Below are 16,331 nucleotides of genomic sequence, written 5' to 3' on the forward strand. Positions count from 1 at the left end.
ACAGGGCTGCGGGGTTAAAGCCGGCCCTCGGCGATGGCGCGGCGGAAGGTCTCGGCCAGGAAATCCACGAAAACCCGCACCCGTGGCGAGAGCTGGCGATGGGCGGGATAGACCGCCGAGACCGGCATCGGCGCCGGAGCCCAGGCCTGCAGGATTTCACGCAGGGTTCCGTTGGCCAGGTCGGCGGCGACGTGATAGCGCGGCACCTGCACGATGCCCAGGCCGGCGCGGCAGCAGGCGACATAGGCATCGGCGTCGTTCACGGCGACGGTATTTTCCAGCATGAACGGGCGGTTGGCGCCATCGATGGTGAAGTCGAGCGATTCATGGCGACCGGTCGCCATCGACATGTAGCTGACGGCGCGATGGCTGCCCTGGTGCAACTCGTCGGGGCGTTGCGGCACGCCGTGATTTTCCAGATACGTCGCGCTTGCCACCGTCACCTGCTCGATCAGGCCGATGCGACGCGCCACCATGCTGGATTCTGGCAATGGTCCGCTGCGCATGGCGCAGTCGACACCCTCGCGGATCAGGTCGACCGGGCGGTCGCCAATGCCCATTTCCAACGTGATGTTCGGGTGTTGCGCGAAGAAGTCGGGCAATGCCGGAATGATGACGGTGCGCGCCACCGTACCCTGCAGGTCGACGCGCAGGCGCCCGCGCGGGCTCGCGGCCGATTGGCTGAACACCGCCTCGGTTTCATCCAGGTCGGCCAGCAGCCGCGTGCAGCGCTGGTAATAGGCCTCACCGTCCAGGGTGGTGCGCACGCTGCGGGTGGTGCGCTCCAGCAGACGGACGCTCAGTCGGCCTTCCAGTTCCTTGATGGCGTAAGTGACGGTGGCGCGCGGCATCTGCAGGTCGTCGGCCGCAGCGGTGAAGCTGCCCAGCTCGACAATCCGGGTGAATAGGCGCATGGCCTGCAGGCGGTCCATGTCTATTGTTTAGTATTATTGAATAATAATGTCCATAAATGCTTATTTATTCAATAAAATCAAAAGCGCATAGGGAAGGCCTCACCCCAGTTTAAGGAGCGCCTCCTCATGACCATCTCCCCCTCTGGCAAGACAGCCATCGTCACCGGCGGTTCGCGCGGCATCGGCGCCGCGATCAGCGAAACCCTGGCCCAGGCCGGCCATGCCGTCGTCATCAACTATGCCAGCCGCGCCGCCGACGCCGAGGCGCTGGTGGTGAAGATCGCCGAGGCTGGCGGTCGCGCCATCGCCGTGCAGGCCGATATCAGCGACCCGGCGGCCGCGCGCCGTCTGTTCGATGTCGCGCGGGAGACTTTTGGCGGTGCCGACATTCTGGTCGCCAATGCTGGCATTCTCGATCCGGCGCTGCCGAAGATCGCCGAGACTACCGACGAGGGTTTCGACCGCATGGTCACCGTCAACCTGAAGGGCGTGTTCAATCTGCTGCGCGAGGCCGCCACGCGGCTGCGCGATGGGGGACGGATTGTCACGCTGTCATCCAGTGTGGTCGGCATGAACCTGCCCGGCTATGCGTCCTATGCGGCAACGAAAGCGGCCGTGGAAACACTCAGTCGCTTCCTGGCGCAGGAGCTGCGTGGCCGGCATATCACGGTCAACAGCGTGGCGCCGGGCGCAGTGGCGACCGAACTGTTCTTTGCCGGCAAGACGGAAGAACGCGTGGCACAGCTTGCAAAGCTGTCGCCGCTGGAACGTCTGGGCCAGCCTGACGATATCGCGGCCACGGTCGCCTTCCTCGCCGGTCCCGGTGGCTGGATCAACGGCCAGGTGCTGCGTGCCAACGGTGGCACTGTATAGGGGCGGTACGGTCTAAGCCGTCTTGTTGAGGTGGCGCCGGCGCAGCAGCGCCAGCGTCACCGCCACGGCCAGCGATCCGCCGATACCGGCGATAAAGGCTGGAATCAAACCGATGCGCGGTCCCAGCAGCGCCAGGCTGCAGAAAAACGGAATATGGCTGACCATGCCGATCTGGCTGGCACGTAATGCTGCGCGGATACCGGCCTTGTCGAGCCGGCGCGGCAGGAACCAGCACACAGCCAGCAGTGCGACTGGGAATGACGCGAAGATGCCGGCCACCTTCGATCCCATCACATGGGCCAGGCCGCTGACCAGCACCACCAGCAGCCCGGCGGCGGCGGCGCGCAGCAGCACTTCATAGGCCGGTGAACGTCCGCGGGCCGCCGCCGCTGTCATCGGCACGCGCCTGCCGGCGAACCAGGCGATCAGACCGCAGAGCGCCAGCACGCCGAGCGAGACTGGCAAGGCGGCTGGTAGTTCGCGAATGACAAGCCCGGTGCCGAACCATGCCGCCAGTCCGCCCAGCAGCGCCAGCGGCATGGTCACGCGCGGCAGCAAGGTGATCACTGCCACCAGGAACAGCAAGACCGCACCGATGGTGGCAAGGCTGCCCAATGCCGCCTGAGCCACGAAGACCGTGGGCTCGTGCAGGATCAGGAAGACATAGACCGGCGCGGTGACAAACGGCAGCGCCAGCACGATGCCGCCGATGAAGGGCGAGGTGCGCTCCATCATCATGACTATAAAGCCGACGAAAGCGGCGGTGGCCAGGCCGCGCGAGAGGATGGCCAGCAGGGCGAAATCGAAGTCGGGCATGATTTACGGTTTGTCGGACGGCATCGGCGGCGTGCCCTGGCTCAGGCGTTGCGTGGGCGCCACCAGGCGATGGCCGCTGACCTCTGCGCCGGCATCCCCGGGCAGGCGCAGGAACACCAGCGTCGACAGCGCCGCCAGCGTGCCGACCGTGAAAAAGGCCGGAGCGAAGCTGCCGGCAGTGATCTGGTCCATGCCGCCGCTGAGGGTAACGGTCGCATGCAGCACCATGGCGCCGACGGCGACACCGGCCGACAGCGACAACTGCTGCATCATCGAGGTGAAGCTGGTGGCGCGGCTCATGCGATCAGCCGGGATATCGGAAAAGGCCAGCGTATTGATGCTGGTGAACTGCAGCGAACGGAAGAAGCCGCCCATCAGCAGCAGGCCCATGATCAGCAGGTGCGCGGTTTCGGGCCGGAACAGGCCGTTGATGAAGATGAAGGCGCCGCTGATCACGGCATTGCCGATCAGCACGCGGCGGAAGCCGAAGCGCCGTAGGATCGGCGCGGCCGCCATCTTCATGGTCAGTGCGCCGGCCGCCGAGATGAAGGTGATCATGCCGGATTCAAAGGCGCTGAGCCCGAAGCCGAGCTGCAGCATCAGCGGCAACAGGAATGGCAGGGCGCCGACACCGATGCGGAACAGGAAGCCGCCGGCGACGCTGGCGCGGAAGGTGGGCAACTTGAGCAGTCGAAGATCCAGCAGCGGATGCGGATGGCTGAGCGCGTAACGGATGTAAAGCCCGATGCCGAGCGCACCCATCACCAGCAGGCCCAGCACCACGCCATTGGGCAGCAGGTCGCGGCCGATGGTCTCGAAGCCGAAGACCAGCCCGCAGAGGCCGATGGCCGACAGGATGAAACCGCGCCAGTCGAGCGGCGGTACGTCCTTTTCACGCACATTGGGGATGTAGAGCGTCACCAGTACGATGCCGAGAAGGCCGATCGGCAGGTTGATCCAGAAGATCCAGCGCCAGGACAGGTAGGTGGTGATGAAACCGCCAAGAGGCGGGCCTATCACGGGGCCGATCAGCGCCGGTACGGTCAGCCAGGCCATGGCGCGCACCAACTCGGCCTTGGGGATCGAGCGCAGCATCACCAGACGGCCGACCGGCACCATCATGGCGCCACCAAGGCCCTGCAGGGTGCGCGCGCCGACCAGTGTCCAGAAGGAATCCGCCAGGCCGCAGAGCAGCGAACCGATGGTGAAGACGGCGATTGCCAGCCGGAACACCGTGCGTGCGCCGAAACGGTCGGCCACCCAGCCGCTGATCGGGATGAAGACGGCGAGGCTGAAGAGGTAGGAGGTGATCGCCAGGTTGAGCTTCAGCGGGCTTTCGCCGAAGGATGCAGCGATGCTGGGCAGGGCGGTCGCCAGCACACTGGAGTCGAGATTCTCCATGAACAGCGCGCAGGCAACGATCAGCGGAATCAGCATGAGGAGAGGTGCGGGGCGGGAGGAATGACGGACAGAATCGGCAGCAACGCGCCAATATAACGATTTGCAACCGACTTGAACGTTGCAAAGGATGCAAGGGTTGCATGATTCACACACAAAGCCCATGCGGCGGGTTGCCCCAATGCGGCAATTCGCGCCTGCAGCATCGGATTGACCAAACGGGGCGCGGCAGATTTGTCTTGTGGCTGTCCAAAATGGACATACCATCTTTCCGGGTGCAGCCCGTGGAGGAACTGCCGATGCAAGCCTTGCTTGACCCCGTCTTCCTGGCGCGACTGCAATTCGCGTTCACGGTTTCCTTCCACATCATCTTCCCCGCCTTCACCATCGGGCTGGCGAGTTATCTCGCCGTGCTGGAAGCGCTGTGGCTGGTCACCAGGAAGGACGTCTACCTGACGGTCTTCCGCTTCTGGCTGAAGATTTTCGCCGTCAGCTTCGGCATGGGTGTCGTTTCCGGTCTGGTGATGAGCTACCAGTTCGGCACCAACTGGGCGGTCTTCTCCGACAGGGCGGGCCCCGTCATCGGGCCGCTCATGGGCTACGAGGTGATGTCTGCTTTCTTCCTCGAAGCCGGTTTCCTCGGCGTCATGCTGTTCGGCATGAACCGTGTGGGCAGGGGCCTGCACATGGCCGCCACCGCCATGGTGGCTTTCGGCACTTTCCTTTCGGCTTTCTGGATTCTGGCGGTGAACAGCTGGATGCAGACGCCGGCCGGCTATGCCATCGCGCCGAACGGCCAGTTCGTGCCGGCGGACTGGTTCGCGGTGATCTTCAACCCGTCCTTCCCCTATCGCCTGGTGCATATGGTGCTGGCGGCCTATCTCACCACTGCTTTCGTTGTCGGTGCGGTCGGCGCTTGGCATCTGCTGAAAAGCAAGGCCAATGCCAACAGCAATCCGGGCGCGCGCGTCATGTTCTCGATGGCTATGTGGATGGCCGTCGTTGTCGCGCCGATCCAGATTTTCGTCGGCGATCTCCATGGACTGAACACCCTGAAGCACCAGCCGGCCAAGATCGCCGCCATGGAGGGTCATTACGAGACTCACAGGGGTGCGCCGCTCTATCTGTTCGGCCTGCCGGACAATGACGCGGCCGAAACCAAATACGCCATCGGCATTCCCAGGCTTGGCAGCCTGATCCTGACTCATGAATGGGATGGCGAGCTGAAGGGCCTGAAGGCCTTCCCGCGCGAGGAATGGCCGCCGGCGCCGGTGGTGTTCTGGAGCTTCCGCGTCATGGTTGGTCTCGGCATGCTGATGCTGCTGATCGGTGCGGCGAGTTTGGTGCTGCGCATTGGCGGCCGTATCTACCGCACGCCGCTGTTGCATCGCGCGGCACTGCTGATGGGGCCGAGCGGCTTCATCGCTGTGCTGGCCGGCTGGATCACGACAGAGGTCGGGCGCCAGCCCTATACGATCTACGGTCTGTTGCGCACGGCCGAAAGCGTATCGCCCATCGGTATGCCAGGGGTCGCCACCTCGCTGATCGCCTTCATTGTGGTGTATTTCATCGTCTTCGGCGCCGGCACCTTCTACATCCTGCGCATGATGGGCAAGACGCCGGGCGCCGGCCATCCTGACGACCCCGCCGTGGAAGCGCCCCTGCGCACTGCCGGCATCATGCCAGGCCCTGCCATGCAGGGAACCGCGACAGGCAAGGGAGCTGTGTCATGACCCTCGATCTTCCGCTGATCTGGGCCGGGCTGATCGCCTTCTCGGTGCTGGCCTATGTGATCCTGGACGGCTTTGATCTCGGCATTGGCATGCTCTTTCCGCTGTTCAAGGACGAGTCTGACCGCGATGTGATGATGAATTCTGTCGCGCCGGTCTGGGATGGCAACGAGACCTGGCTGGTGCTGGGCGGCGGTGGCTTGCTGGCGGCGTTTCCGCTCGCCTATTCGCTGATCCTGCCCGCGCTCTATGCACCGCTCACTGCCATGCTGCTCGGCCTGATCTTCCGCGGCGTGGCATTTGAGTTCCGCTGGCGCACGCTGCGCTGGAAGCCGGTCTGGGATTGGAGCTTCACACTCGGCTCCTACGTGGCGACGTTTATGCAAGGCATTGCCCTTGGTGGCCTGATTCAGGGCATCAAGGTCGAAGGCCGTGCCTATGCCGGCGGTTGGTGGGACTGGCTCACGCCCTTCAGCCTGCTCACCGGACTGTCGCTGGTGATCGGCTACATGCTGCTCGGTGCCTGCTGGCTGATCATCAAGACCGAAGGTGGCCTGCAGGACCGCTGCTATCTGTTCGGCCGTCGCCTCAGCGTGCTGCTGGTGGCGATGATCGGCCTGGTCAGCCTCTGGACGCCCTTCCTGGACGCGCATTTCCTGCAGCGCTGGTTCACCTGGCCCAACATCGCCATCACTGCGCCGATGCCGATCCTGGTTTTGGTGATGTCTGGCATCCTGTGGCGCGGCCTGCATGACCATCGCCGCGAGAAGACACCTTTCCTGGCGGCGCTGGCGCTGTTCGTGCTGTCCTATATCGGTCTGGGCATCAGCTTCTGGCCGCTGATGGTGCCACCATCGGTCACTTTCTATGACGCGGCCGCACCTGATGTCTCGCTCGGCTTCCTGTTGGTCGGTGCCGTCATCCTGCTGCCGATCATCCTGGCCTACACGGCCTATGCCTACTGGGTCTTCCGCGGCAAGGTGGATCGTCATGCCCATTACCACTGAACAGAAACCGCTCTGGCAGCGTCTGCTGTGGTTCGTGGCGCTGTGGGCCGGGGGCGTGCTGAGCGTCGCCGCCGTGGGTTACGCGATCAAGCTGGCGCTGAAGGCGTGAAGCCGCAGGCTTTGAGCGCCGCCAGCATATGGGGCGGCGGCTCGGCGCTGACACTGATGGGATCGCGCGAGGGATAAAGCGGCAGCACGATGCCATGGCTCTGCAGATGCAGCGTGATGCCGCGGTCCTTCTCGGCATCGCCGTATTGCGTGTCGCCCACCAGCGCGCAGCCTAAAGATGCGAGATGCACACGGATCTGATGGGTGCGGCCGGTACGCGGGCGGCATTCAATCCAGCTCAGGCCATCGGTCGATGTGCCCAGCAATCTGTAATCGGTGACGGATGTCTGTCCTTGTGGATCGTCGGCGGGCACGATGGCCATATGCCAGCCACCGTCGCGCGTGCTCAGCTTGCGTAAACTCGCATCGATGCGGCCTTCGGGTTGCTGCGGTACGCCGCGGGCAATCGCCCAGTAGATCTTCTCGACCTTGCCGTCCTGGAACAGCTTGCCCAGCTTGCGCAGCGCCTTGGGATGGCGGCCCAGCACCAGACAACCGGATGTGTCGCGGTCCAGCCGGTGCGCCAGCGCTGGCGGGCGGGGCAGGCCGAACTGCAGATGATGGAAATGGCGCTCCAGGTTGTCGCCGCCGCCGGGGCCTGCATGCACCGGCAGGCCGGCGGGCTTGTCCAGCACCAGCATCAGGCCGTCGCGATAGAGCAGGCGTCGTTCAAGCTCGGCAGGCGTCATGCCCGAGGGGTGACGCAGATAGGGTCCCCGGTCAAGACCCCGATGACGGGATTGCGGCACTCTTCTCGGCGCAGCCGCGATAGCTGCGGCCCTGATGGGTCACCTGCGCGCTGTAGGGATAGCGCCGCGTTGCCATGCTGTCGCTGCAGGCGGTTTCCGTGATGGTCAGTTCCAGCCTGCCGGTGGTTTCGCCGCCAGCCGGTGGATCGAGCGTCCAGATCTGACGGTTGCCTGTTACCGAAGGGGCTTTCACGCCATAGCGCTGCGGCACTTCGCCCAGGCGGTCGAAGACGACATCCTCGCCTTCGATCCGCAGGTTCCAGTACGGCTCATTGCCGAAAGCGCGCCAGCCGCTGTCGGCGGCCGCACCCTCGGGCGGACAGTCCGGCGTGAAATAGGTGAGCCAGCCGAGCAGATGGCCGGTGCCGGTCTGCACCGGCTGCGGCGTGCCGCAGCGCATGAAGGGTTCTGCCATCGATGCCGGCGTGAAAGCCGGTCCGGCCACGCGCTGTGCTCCGGTCGTAGCTAGTTTCGGGGCCGGGCTGCCGCCGCTGCCGGTGCTGCATTCATAGCGGCTGTTGTCGGCGCCTTTCATGCGCACCAGGATCATGCCTTGAGTCTGCGGCACCGCATCGGTCGCGTAAGCCGGCTGCGCTGGATGCGCGGCCAGGCAGGCCATGACGCCGCCGTACATCTCGGGCAGCATGCGGCCCCAGTCCTGTGACTCGCGACTTTGGCGGGTCAGCACGATATCGCCAGTTGACGATGTGCGTCCGCCGCAGCCAGCCAGCAACAGAAGTGTCATGCCAAGGGCGAGACTTGCATGTTTCATGCAGGCATCCAGACAAAGAATGGTGGCCGCAATGCGGCGGCCTTGCTGAATAAAACGCGGTTTTCTAGCTTCTGGTTCCATGATGCTCCCCGCTGGCCTTTCCCTGTCCGCCTGCACGGCTGCCGATATGGCCGATGTGCGCGCCCTGCATACCCTGGCCTTCCGCCTGCTGGCGGCCGGCCATCACACGCCGCTGCAGATCGCGGCCCATGAAGATCTCATCGCGGCGCCGGCCTATGCCGAGGATGTCGCGCGCTCGCACCTGGTCCTGGCGCGCGAAGACATATCCGGGCGCTTGGTCGGCACCGCCGGCTGGCTGGCCATGGAGGATCGTCCGATGACGGCGCGTATCCGCAAGGTCTTCGTCCATCCAGACATGGCCCGGCGCGGATTGGCTTCCGCGCTGGTGCGGGCGGCTGAACAGGCCGCCGCCATGGCCGGCTATCCGCGGCTTTACGTGCGCGCCAACATCAATGCCGTGCCGTTGTATGAAAAGCTGGGCTACCGGGCCGAGGCGCGCGGCAGCATGCCGGCCGGCAACCAGGACCTGCCCGTGCTGTATATGAGCCGACCCTGAAAAGGGCGGGACTCTGCCGGTTTACAAAAAATTAGCGGCCCGACGGCACGGCTTCGGACTATGCTTCCCCAGACGCAGCAGATGAGTCCCACAAAAGGGCCAGCGCGTCACGGGGGAATCACTTATGCAGACCATGCGTATGCCGGCTGCCGCCCGCCCATCTCAGACGAGACGGGCCTATGACGAACTCAAGCGCCGCATTCTCGACAATGAATTGCCGCCCGGCACCCAGGCGCTGGAGCAGGAGATCGCGCTGCTGCTCGGCATGAGCCGCACGCCGGTGCGCGAGGCGCTGATCAGGCTGGCGCAGGAGGGCATGGTTGAGGTGCGGCCGCGCCATGGCATGCGCGTGCTGCCGATCTCGATTGCAGACCTGCGCGAAATCTATGATCTGCTCACCGGTCTTGAATCCACCGCCGTCGACATCCTGGCGCGGCGCGGCCTCACGGCCGCCGAAGCTGCGGAACTCGATGGCCTGCTGGTCGAGATGACAACGGCACTGCAGGGCGACGATCTGCAGGGCTGGGCGGCAGGCGATACGCGCTATCATCGCCGGCTGGTCGAGATGGCCGGCAACCAGCGCCTGCTGGCAATGTTCGAAGCTATCCGCGACCAGTCGCACCGCGCCCGCATGGTGACGCTGCGGCTGCGGCCCACGCCGTCATTGTCGAATGACGAGCATGCCGCCGTGGTGGCGGCGATCCGTCGCCGCGACGCTGAAACCGCGCATCGCCTGCATCGCGCCCATCGCCAGCGCGCCGCCCGGCTGCTGCTCGATCTGGTCGAGCATCACGGGCTGGATCAGCTCTGAATCAGAGATCGAGGTTGTTGCGGATCAGCAGCCGCTCGGCGGAATCGTTCCAGACATCCATCTTCACGATCTTGCCCTGCCGCACCACGAAGCGGTCGACATAGCGGTTGCCTTCAAACGGCGTGCCGTCATGCCATTCGCCGTACAACGTACCGATGCTATAGACGATGGTCTCGTCCTTGCCGGCGGCGACATCGAAACGCTCCATCGCCTTCTTCACCCATTTGTAGCGTTTGGCATTGAAGGCGGCGGTCTCGCGCGGATGGCTGTATTTGCGGCCGCCGGTGAAGGTGATCACCAGCTCGGGCGAGATGTAGCGCTGCGCCGTGTCCGGGTCGGGGACCATGCTGGCCTCGAGAAACAGGCGGACGGTTTCGGCTTCGCCGGACAGGCCCTCGAAGGCATTGCTGACGGCGGCGGGCTGGGCAGTCATGGACGGCGCTCCTGAAAGACAACGGACTGGCTCACCTCTAGCAAGAGCGGTGCCGGGCCAAAATCGCAGCCAAATCACGCTTGCGCGAGGATTGTCGCCACAAATTGCATACAATTTGCACCGCAGCCGCAGGCCGTTGGATACAATTTGGGCAGGGCCAGCCAGAGCAATATAATTATCGTTAAGAATCAAAGCTTTGATTCTTGGCATGTGCCTTGCGAACTCCTCCGCGGATCAATCAGCCCGGGAGGCTCCCCTCATGTCCGCTTCACTCCGCTCCATGACGATCACCCGCCGTGTGGCGCTGTCCTCCGCCACCGCCTTTGCACTGCTGGCCATGACCGCCGCCGCGCCGGCGCGTGCGCAGGACAGCATCAAGATCGGCCTGGTCGCCGCGCTCTCGGGCCAGTCGGCCAAGTCGGGTGAGGCAATCACCCGCGGCCTCGTCATCGCCATCGACGAGATCAATGCCAAGGGCGGCGTGCTGGGCAAGAAGCTGGAGCTGGTGCGTCGTGACGACGAAAGCAATCCGGGCAAGGGCGTGCTGGCGGCGCGCGAACTGGTGCAGCGTGAGAAGGTCGCCGTGCTGTTCGGCGGTCTCGACACGCCGGTCTCGATGGCCATCGTGCCCTACATGAATTCCGAGAAGGTGCCCTTCATGGGCGTCTGGGCGGCCGGCACGCCGATCACCCGCAACGGCGCGGCCGAGAATTACGCCTTCCGCGTTTCCGCCGTCGACGAGATCGTCGACCAGGCGCTGGTCGACTACGCGGTGGCCAAATACAAGTCCAAGACGCCCGGCATGATCCTGATCAACAACTCCTGGGGCGAGTCCAACGAGGCCGGCCTGAAGAAGGCGCTCGACGGCAAGGGCATGAAATATGCCGGCATCGAGAAGTTCAACGACCCTGATGTCGATGTCGTGCCGCAGCTCACCCGTCTGAAGGCGGCCGGTGCCGACACGCTGTTCATGGTTGGCAATGTCGCGCCGTCCTCGGTGGTGGTGAAGTCGCTCGACCGCATGGGCTGGAATGTGCCGATCGTCTCGCATTGGGGTCCGGCCGGCGGCCGCTTCAACGAACTGGCCGGCGCCAGCGCCTCGAAGGTGCATTTCATCCAGACCTACAGCTTCTCGGGCAAGCTCTCGCCCAAGGGCGAGCAGGTCTTCGCCGCGCTGAAGGCCAAGTTCCCCGAAATCAAGACCACGGCCGATGTGACCCCGGCGGTCGGCATCGCCAATGCCTATGATGCCCTGCATCTGACGGCGCTGGCGATCACCAAGGCCGGCAGCACCGAAGGCCCGAAGGTGCGCCACGGCTTCTACGCCATCGACAAGTATGACGGCCTGATCAAGAGCTACTTCAAGCCCTTCTCGTCGGACAACCAGGATGCGCTGGGCCCGAAGGACTACATCTTCACCCAGTTCGTCGGTCCGGAAATCCTGCCGCTCACCAACTGATCGCGCGCCGGGCTGGTTCGTAAGGACCGGCCCGGCTTCTTTTTGCTTTCCAGAGCGGGATCAACCGCCATGCTTGTCACGTCCGCCATCATTTCCGGCCTCGGCCTCGGCTCCATGTACGGCCTGATCGCGCTGGGCTATCACGTTACTTATACGGTTTCCAACACGGTGAATTTCAGCCAGGGCAGCATCGTCATGCTCGGCGCCGTGCTCGGCTATATCTTCGGCGTGCGCTATGGCCTGCCGATACCGCTCGCCATCGCGCTCAGCCTGCTGCTCTGCGCCATCGCCGGCCTGGTGGTCGAACGCTTCCTGGTGCGGCCCTTTGCCGATCGCGGCTCCAATGCCTGGCTGATGGCGACAGTCGCCGGCGGCATCATCCTCGACAATGTCGTGCTCTTCACCTTTGGCAAGGAGCCCCGCAGCTTCCCGTCCGAGCTGGCAGTGAAACCGGTCGATCTCTTTGGCGCCGGCGTCTATCCGCTGCAGCTTGTGATCCCGGTGGTCGGTCTGGCCATTGCTGTCGGCCTGCAGCAACTGATGCGCCGCACCAAGCATGGCAAGGCGCTGCTCGCCGTGGTGCAGAATGCCGATGCCGCCCGTCTGATGGGTATCAACACCCGCGCCGCCGTCGCCGGCTCGTTTGCCGTCTCGGCGCTGTTTGCCGCCATCGCCGGGCTACTGATTGCCCCGCTCTATGCCGTGCATTCCGACATGGGCACGCTGTTCGGCATCAAGGCCTTTGCCGTCGCCATCCTCGGCGGCATGACCTCAGCCTGGGGCGTCATGCTGGCCGGGCTGATCTTCGGCCTGATGGAAGCCACCATTACCGTCTCGCTCGGCTCGGTCTATACGCAAATCCTGAGCTTCGCCATCGTCATCGTCGCGCTCGCGCTGCTGCCCAACGGCCTGCTTGGCCGCGCTGGTGTGAAGAAGGTCTGAGGCGATGCGACAGAAACCCATCATCCCCATTGCCATCCTTCTCATTACGCTGTTCGGCATCCTGATTGCCGGCAGCACCAAAGGCTACATGCTGTTCATCCTGGCGCTGGTGGCGATGACCGGCGTGGTCGGCGTCGGCCTCAACATCCTGCTCGGTCTCACCGGGCAGGTTTCGCTCGGCCATGTCGGCTTCTATGCCATCGGCGCCTATACCACGGCGGTGATGAGCCTGAACGGCATCAGCTTCTGGCTCGCCTTTCCGGTGGCGGGCCTGATCGGCGCCGTCGTCGGTTTCCTGCTGGCGCTGCCGGCCTTGCGCGTGAAAGGGCCGTATCTGGCGATGGTCACCATCGCCTTTGCCTTCATCATCGAGCATGGCGCGGTCGAATGGCGCGGCCTCACCGGCGGTTCCAACGGCCTGATGGGAATCCTGCCGCCGACACTCGGCGGCATCTCGTTTGGAGAACGCGAAATGGCGATCCTCGCCGTGCTGCTCGCCGGTTTCTCCTTTGCGCTCTATCACCGCCTCAGCGTCAGCCATTGGGGCCTGGGGATGCGGGCGGTGCGCGATGCCGAGGTGGCGGCGCAGTCGCTCGGCCTCAATCCGGTCACCATCAAGGTGACGGCCTTCACGCTGTCGGCCGTGCTGACCAGCTTGGCCGGCGCGCTGTTCTCGCCGCTGATGATGTTCATCGCGCCGAGTTCCTTTCCCTTCTTCCAGTCGATCCTGTTCCTGCTCGCCGTGATCATCGGGGGCGCCGGCTCGGTCTTCGGCCCGCTGCTCGGCGCGATCATCGCGGTCGGCTTGCCCGAACTGCTGTCCGATCTGGCTGAATACCGCCTGCTGTTCTTCGGCGTGCTGCTGCTGGCGGTGCTCTGGGCCGCGCCCAAGGGCATCCTCGGCAGCCTGGCGGCGCGTTTCCGCCGCGAGGACCCGCGCACCGCGCAGAATGACGGTATCGATCTGGCCAAATGGTTGAAGCCGCACTCGGCGCTGTCGCTGGTGGTCGAAGGTCTCGGGATCAGCTTCGGTGGCATCCGTGCGGCCCATGGCGTCGGCTTCGCCGCCGAGCCCGGCAGGGTGACGGCGGTGATCGGCCCGAATGGTGCGGGCAAGACCACCGTGCTCAACATGATCGGCGGCTTCTATCGTCCGGACCATGGCAGCATCCGTCTGGAAGACGATATAGCCGGTCGTCCGGCCTGGGCGGTCAGCCGCGCCGGCATCGCGCGCACCTACCAGACTACGCAGCTCTTCGGCGATCTCAGCGTGGTCGACAATATCCGCATCGCTCTGCGTCAGGGCCGTCTCGGCCTGCTGCTTGGACGCAGCAATACCGAAGAAGAAGCCGCTGTCGCCGAGGCGTTGTTGCACTTCGTCGGCTATACCGGGCCTGTCATGCGGCTGGCCGGCGCGCTGCCCCATGTGGATCGTCGTCTGGTCGAGATTGCACGCGCGCTGGCGACGCGGCCGCGGGTGCTGCTGCTGGATGAACCGGCGGCCGGGCTGATGCGCGGCGACAAGGACTCCTTGAGCCTCCTGCTGCGCCGCATCGCCGATCTCGGCATCGCCGTCATCCTGGTCGAGCATGACATGGCGCTGGTGATGGGCATCTCGGATCATATCGTGGTGTTGGATGCCGGCACGCCGATTGCCGCCGGCACCCCAGCCGAAATCCGCCAGAACCCAAAAGTGATCAAGGCCTATCTCGGCGGCTCTGAGATGAGCGGCCGGCCGCGCGCCACGCCCTGGGCGGGCACCGCCGATGCGTTGCTGGCCACCGTCAACCTCACGGCTGGCTATGGCGCGGCACCGGTGCTGGAGCAGTGCAACATCACTGTGCGGCAGGGCGAGACGGTGGCGCTGCTCGGCGCCAACGGCGCCGGCAAGTCCTCGGCGATGCGGTCGGTCAGCGGTCTGCTGCGGCCTATCGAGGGCTCGGTGCTGCTTAGCGACACTGAACTGCGCCAGCAGCCGGCGCATCAGATCGCTGCACAGGGCCTGGTGCTGGTGCCCGAAGGCCGGCAGGTTTTCCCCGAGCTCAGCGTGAAGGATAACCTGCTGCTCGGCGCCTATACCCGGACGGACCTGAAGGCCGAAGAGGAGGTCGCGGCGCTGCTGGATCGCTTCCCACGCCTGCGCGAACGCCTGCACAGCCGTGCAGGCCTCCTGTCCGGCGGCGAGCAGCAGATGCTGGCGATTGCGCGCGGCATGATCGCAAAGCCGAAGGTGATGATGTTGGATGAGCCGTCGCTCGGTCTCGCGCCCACTATCATCAACGAGGTGTTCTCGGTGCTGGCCGATCTGCGCGACGAGGGCGTCACTCTGCTGCTGGTCGACCAGATGGCGGTGCTGGCGCTGGCGGTGGCCGATCGCGGCTATGTGCTGGAATCCGGCCGCATCGTGCGCGAGGGTACGGCCGACGACCTGCGCGGCGACAAGGCGCTGGAAGCGGCGTACTTGGGCCAAGAGAAGCAGGCGGCGGACTGATGCCCGGTTTCGACCTGATCATTCGCAATGCGGCACTGGCCGGCCGCGGCGGCACCGTCGATCTTGGGATCAAGGACGGGCGCTTCGCTGCGATAGACACTGGTCTCAAGGGCGGTGGCCCGGTCGAAGATATCAGTGGGCGTCTTGCTGTGCCGGGCTTCGTCGAAACCCATGTGCATCTCGACAAGTCCTGCATTCTCGAGCGCTGCAGCAGCGAGGGCACGCTGGCCGATGCCATCGCCGAGGTGGCGGCCGCGAAAAAGGCCTTCACCGAAGACGATGTCTATGCACGGGCAAAGGCCACGCTGGAAAAGGCGATCCTGCAGGGCACCACGCGCATGCGCACGCATGTCGAGATCGATCCGCGCATCGGTCTGCGCAGCTTTACGGCCATCCGGCGGTTGAAGGCCGACTATGCCTGGGCCATCGATCTGGAAATCTGCGTCTTTCCGCAGGAAGGCCTGCTGAACGATCCCGGCGCCGACGCGCTGCTGGTGCAGGCCATGCAGGATGGCGCCGACCTGATCGGCGGCTGTCCTTATACAGACAGCAATCCTGATGGCCAGATCGCCCGCATCTTCGAGATCGCCAGGGACTTCGACACCGATATCGACTTCCATCTCGATTTTGATCTCGACCCCACGAAAATGGGCCTCGATGAAGTCTGTCGCCAGACGGCGGCGCATAAGATGGGTGGGCGTGTCACTATTGGCCATGTCACCAAGCTCTCCGCCCTGCCCCCGGCGCAACTGCAGGCCGTGGCGCAGCGCCTGAAAGATGCTGGTGTGGCCGTCACAGTGCTGCCGGCGACCGATCTTTTCCTGATGGGGCGTAGCCACGACCACAATATCCCGCGCGGCGTCACCCATGCGCATCGCCTCAGTGGCTGGGGTGTCACCTGTTCGCTCTCGACCAACAACGTGCTCAATCCCTTCACGCCGTTCGGCGACTGCTCGCTGGTGCGCATCGCCAATCTCTACGCCAATGTCGCCCAGCTTGGCCGGCCCGCCGAAATGGCGGCCTGTCTCGACATGGTCACTGAACAGTCAGCAAAGCTGCTCAACCTGAAGGACTATGGCATCGCCGTCGGCAACCCCGCGGATGTCGTGGTGCTGGATGCGGGCAGCCCGGCGCGCGTGGTGGCCGAGTTGGCGCAGCCGCTGTTTGGGCTGAAGCGCGGGCGCCGGGTGTTCACAAGACCGCAGGCCATGCTGCATCGGCCTTGACGGCAAGGCACGCGCGCTGCATGGA

The 16,331-nt window shown here is 64.7% G+C and carries 16 protein-coding genes; 10 read left to right on the plus strand and 6 right to left on the minus strand.

Annotated features, from left to right (window positions below; translation table 11 throughout):
• Window positions 1-14: 14 nt before the first annotated feature.
• Window positions 15-932: a LysR family transcriptional regulator gene (locus AC1RRT_RS11460; RefSeq protein ID WP_493013927.1), complete on the minus strand. Its 918-nt coding sequence runs from the start codon at window positions 930-932 to the stop codon at window positions 15-17.
• Window positions 933-1,040: 108 nt separating this feature from the next.
• Between AC1RRT_RS11460 and AC1RRT_RS11465 the strand changes: the two genes are divergently transcribed.
• Window positions 1,041-1,787, plus strand: coding sequence for an SDR family oxidoreductase (locus tag AC1RRT_RS11465; RefSeq protein ID WP_493013928.1), 747 nt, complete (start codon window positions 1,041-1,043; stop codon window positions 1,785-1,787).
• Window positions 1,788-1,799: 12 nt separating this feature from the next.
• Here the strand turns inward: AC1RRT_RS11465 and AC1RRT_RS11470 are convergent, their stop codons facing one another.
• Both AC1RRT_RS11470 and AC1RRT_RS11475 read right to left on the minus strand, forming a co-directional pair.
• A complete protein-coding gene (locus tag AC1RRT_RS11470; protein WP_493013929.1) occupies window positions 1,800-2,603 on the minus strand; it encodes a hypothetical protein in 804 nt (267 codons plus the stop codon).
• A gap of 3 nt (window positions 2,604-2,606) precedes the next feature.
• Complete coding sequence (locus AC1RRT_RS11475; RefSeq protein WP_493013930.1) at window positions 2,607-4,040, minus strand: DHA2 family efflux MFS transporter permease subunit; 1,434 nt, start codon at window positions 4,038-4,040, stop codon at window positions 2,607-2,609.
• A gap of 260 nt (window positions 4,041-4,300) precedes the next feature.
• On the opposite strand from AC1RRT_RS11475, the gene AC1RRT_RS11480 reads away from it, so the two are divergent.
• Genes AC1RRT_RS11480 through AC1RRT_RS11490 form a run of 3 tightly spaced genes read left to right on the plus strand, consistent with a single transcriptional unit; the run spans window position 4,301 to window position 6,847 of the window.
• Window positions 4,301-5,734, plus strand: a complete 1,434-nt coding sequence (locus AC1RRT_RS11480) for a cytochrome ubiquinol oxidase subunit I (RefSeq protein ID WP_493013931.1) — start codon at window positions 4,301-4,303, stop codon at window positions 5,732-5,734.
• Window positions 5,731-6,738, plus strand: coding sequence for a cytochrome d ubiquinol oxidase subunit II (gene cydB, locus AC1RRT_RS11485; protein ID WP_493013932.1), 1,008 nt, complete (start codon window positions 5,731-5,733; stop codon window positions 6,736-6,738). The genes AC1RRT_RS11480 and cydB overlap by 4 nt, the downstream gene beginning before the upstream one ends.
• The gene (locus AC1RRT_RS11490) at window positions 6,722-6,847 is read left to right on the plus strand and encodes a DUF2474 family protein (RefSeq protein WP_493013933.1); all 126 of its coding nucleotides are present in this window, start codon (window positions 6,722-6,724) and stop codon (window positions 6,845-6,847) included. Before cydB ends, AC1RRT_RS11490 begins: the two co-directional genes overlap by 17 nt.
• Here AC1RRT_RS11490 and AC1RRT_RS11495 read toward each other — a convergent pair.
• Together AC1RRT_RS11495 and AC1RRT_RS11500 are read right to left on the minus strand one after the other, a co-directional pair.
• Window positions 6,825-7,535, minus strand: a complete 711-nt coding sequence (locus AC1RRT_RS11495) for an RluA family pseudouridine synthase (RefSeq protein ID WP_493013934.1) — start codon at window positions 7,533-7,535, stop codon at window positions 6,825-6,827. The genes AC1RRT_RS11490 and AC1RRT_RS11495 overlap by 23 nt on opposite strands.
• Before the next feature lie 31 nt (window positions 7,536-7,566).
• Window positions 7,567-8,367, minus strand: coding sequence for a COG3650 family protein (locus tag AC1RRT_RS11500; RefSeq protein WP_493013935.1), 801 nt, complete (start codon window positions 8,365-8,367; stop codon window positions 7,567-7,569).
• Between the two features lie 79 nt (window positions 8,368-8,446).
• Between AC1RRT_RS11500 and AC1RRT_RS11505 the strand changes: the two genes are divergently transcribed.
• Together AC1RRT_RS11505 and AC1RRT_RS11510 are read left to right on the plus strand one after the other, a co-directional pair.
• Complete coding sequence (locus tag AC1RRT_RS11505) at window positions 8,447-8,944, plus strand: GNAT family N-acetyltransferase (RefSeq protein ID WP_493013936.1); 498 nt, start codon at window positions 8,447-8,449, stop codon at window positions 8,942-8,944.
• 124 nt (window positions 8,945-9,068) lie between these two features.
• Window positions 9,069-9,755 (plus strand): GntR family transcriptional regulator, encoded by a 687-nt coding sequence (locus AC1RRT_RS11510; protein ID WP_493013937.1) that lies wholly within the window; start codon window positions 9,069-9,071, stop codon window positions 9,753-9,755.
• A 1-nt stretch (window position 9,756) separates the two neighbouring features.
• Here AC1RRT_RS11510 and AC1RRT_RS11515 read toward each other — a convergent pair whose 3' ends face one another.
• Window positions 9,757-10,188 (minus strand): nuclear transport factor 2-like protein, encoded by a 432-nt coding sequence (locus tag AC1RRT_RS11515; RefSeq protein ID WP_493013938.1) that lies wholly within the window; start codon window positions 10,186-10,188, stop codon window positions 9,757-9,759.
• 259 nt (window positions 10,189-10,447) lie between these two features.
• Here AC1RRT_RS11515 and AC1RRT_RS11520 point away from each other — a divergent pair, with 259 nt between their 5' ends.
• From AC1RRT_RS11520 to AC1RRT_RS11535, 4 genes are all read left to right on the plus strand, one after another.
• Window positions 10,448-11,647, plus strand: a complete 1,200-nt coding sequence (locus AC1RRT_RS11520) for an ABC transporter substrate-binding protein (RefSeq protein WP_493013939.1) — start codon at window positions 10,448-10,450, stop codon at window positions 11,645-11,647.
• Window positions 11,648-11,716: 69 nt separating this feature from the next.
• Window positions 11,717-12,589, plus strand: coding sequence for a branched-chain amino acid ABC transporter permease (locus AC1RRT_RS11525; protein ID WP_493013940.1), 873 nt, complete (start codon window positions 11,717-11,719; stop codon window positions 12,587-12,589).
• A 4-nt stretch (window positions 12,590-12,593) separates the two neighbouring features.
• Window positions 12,594-15,080 carry a branched-chain amino acid ABC transporter ATP-binding protein/permease gene (locus AC1RRT_RS11530; RefSeq protein ID WP_493013941.1) on the plus strand — a complete coding sequence of 829 codons (2,487 nt, stop codon included), beginning with the start codon at window positions 12,594-12,596 and terminating at the stop codon, window positions 15,078-15,080.
• Window positions 15,080-16,306 (plus strand): amidohydrolase family protein, encoded by a 1,227-nt coding sequence (locus AC1RRT_RS11535; protein WP_493013942.1) that lies wholly within the window; start codon window positions 15,080-15,082, stop codon window positions 16,304-16,306. The genes AC1RRT_RS11530 and AC1RRT_RS11535 overlap by 1 nt, the downstream gene beginning before the upstream one ends.
• Window positions 16,307-16,331 lie beyond the last annotated feature (25 nt).

This window comes from Ferrovibrio sp. GW821-FHT12B10 (assembly GCF_058807515.1).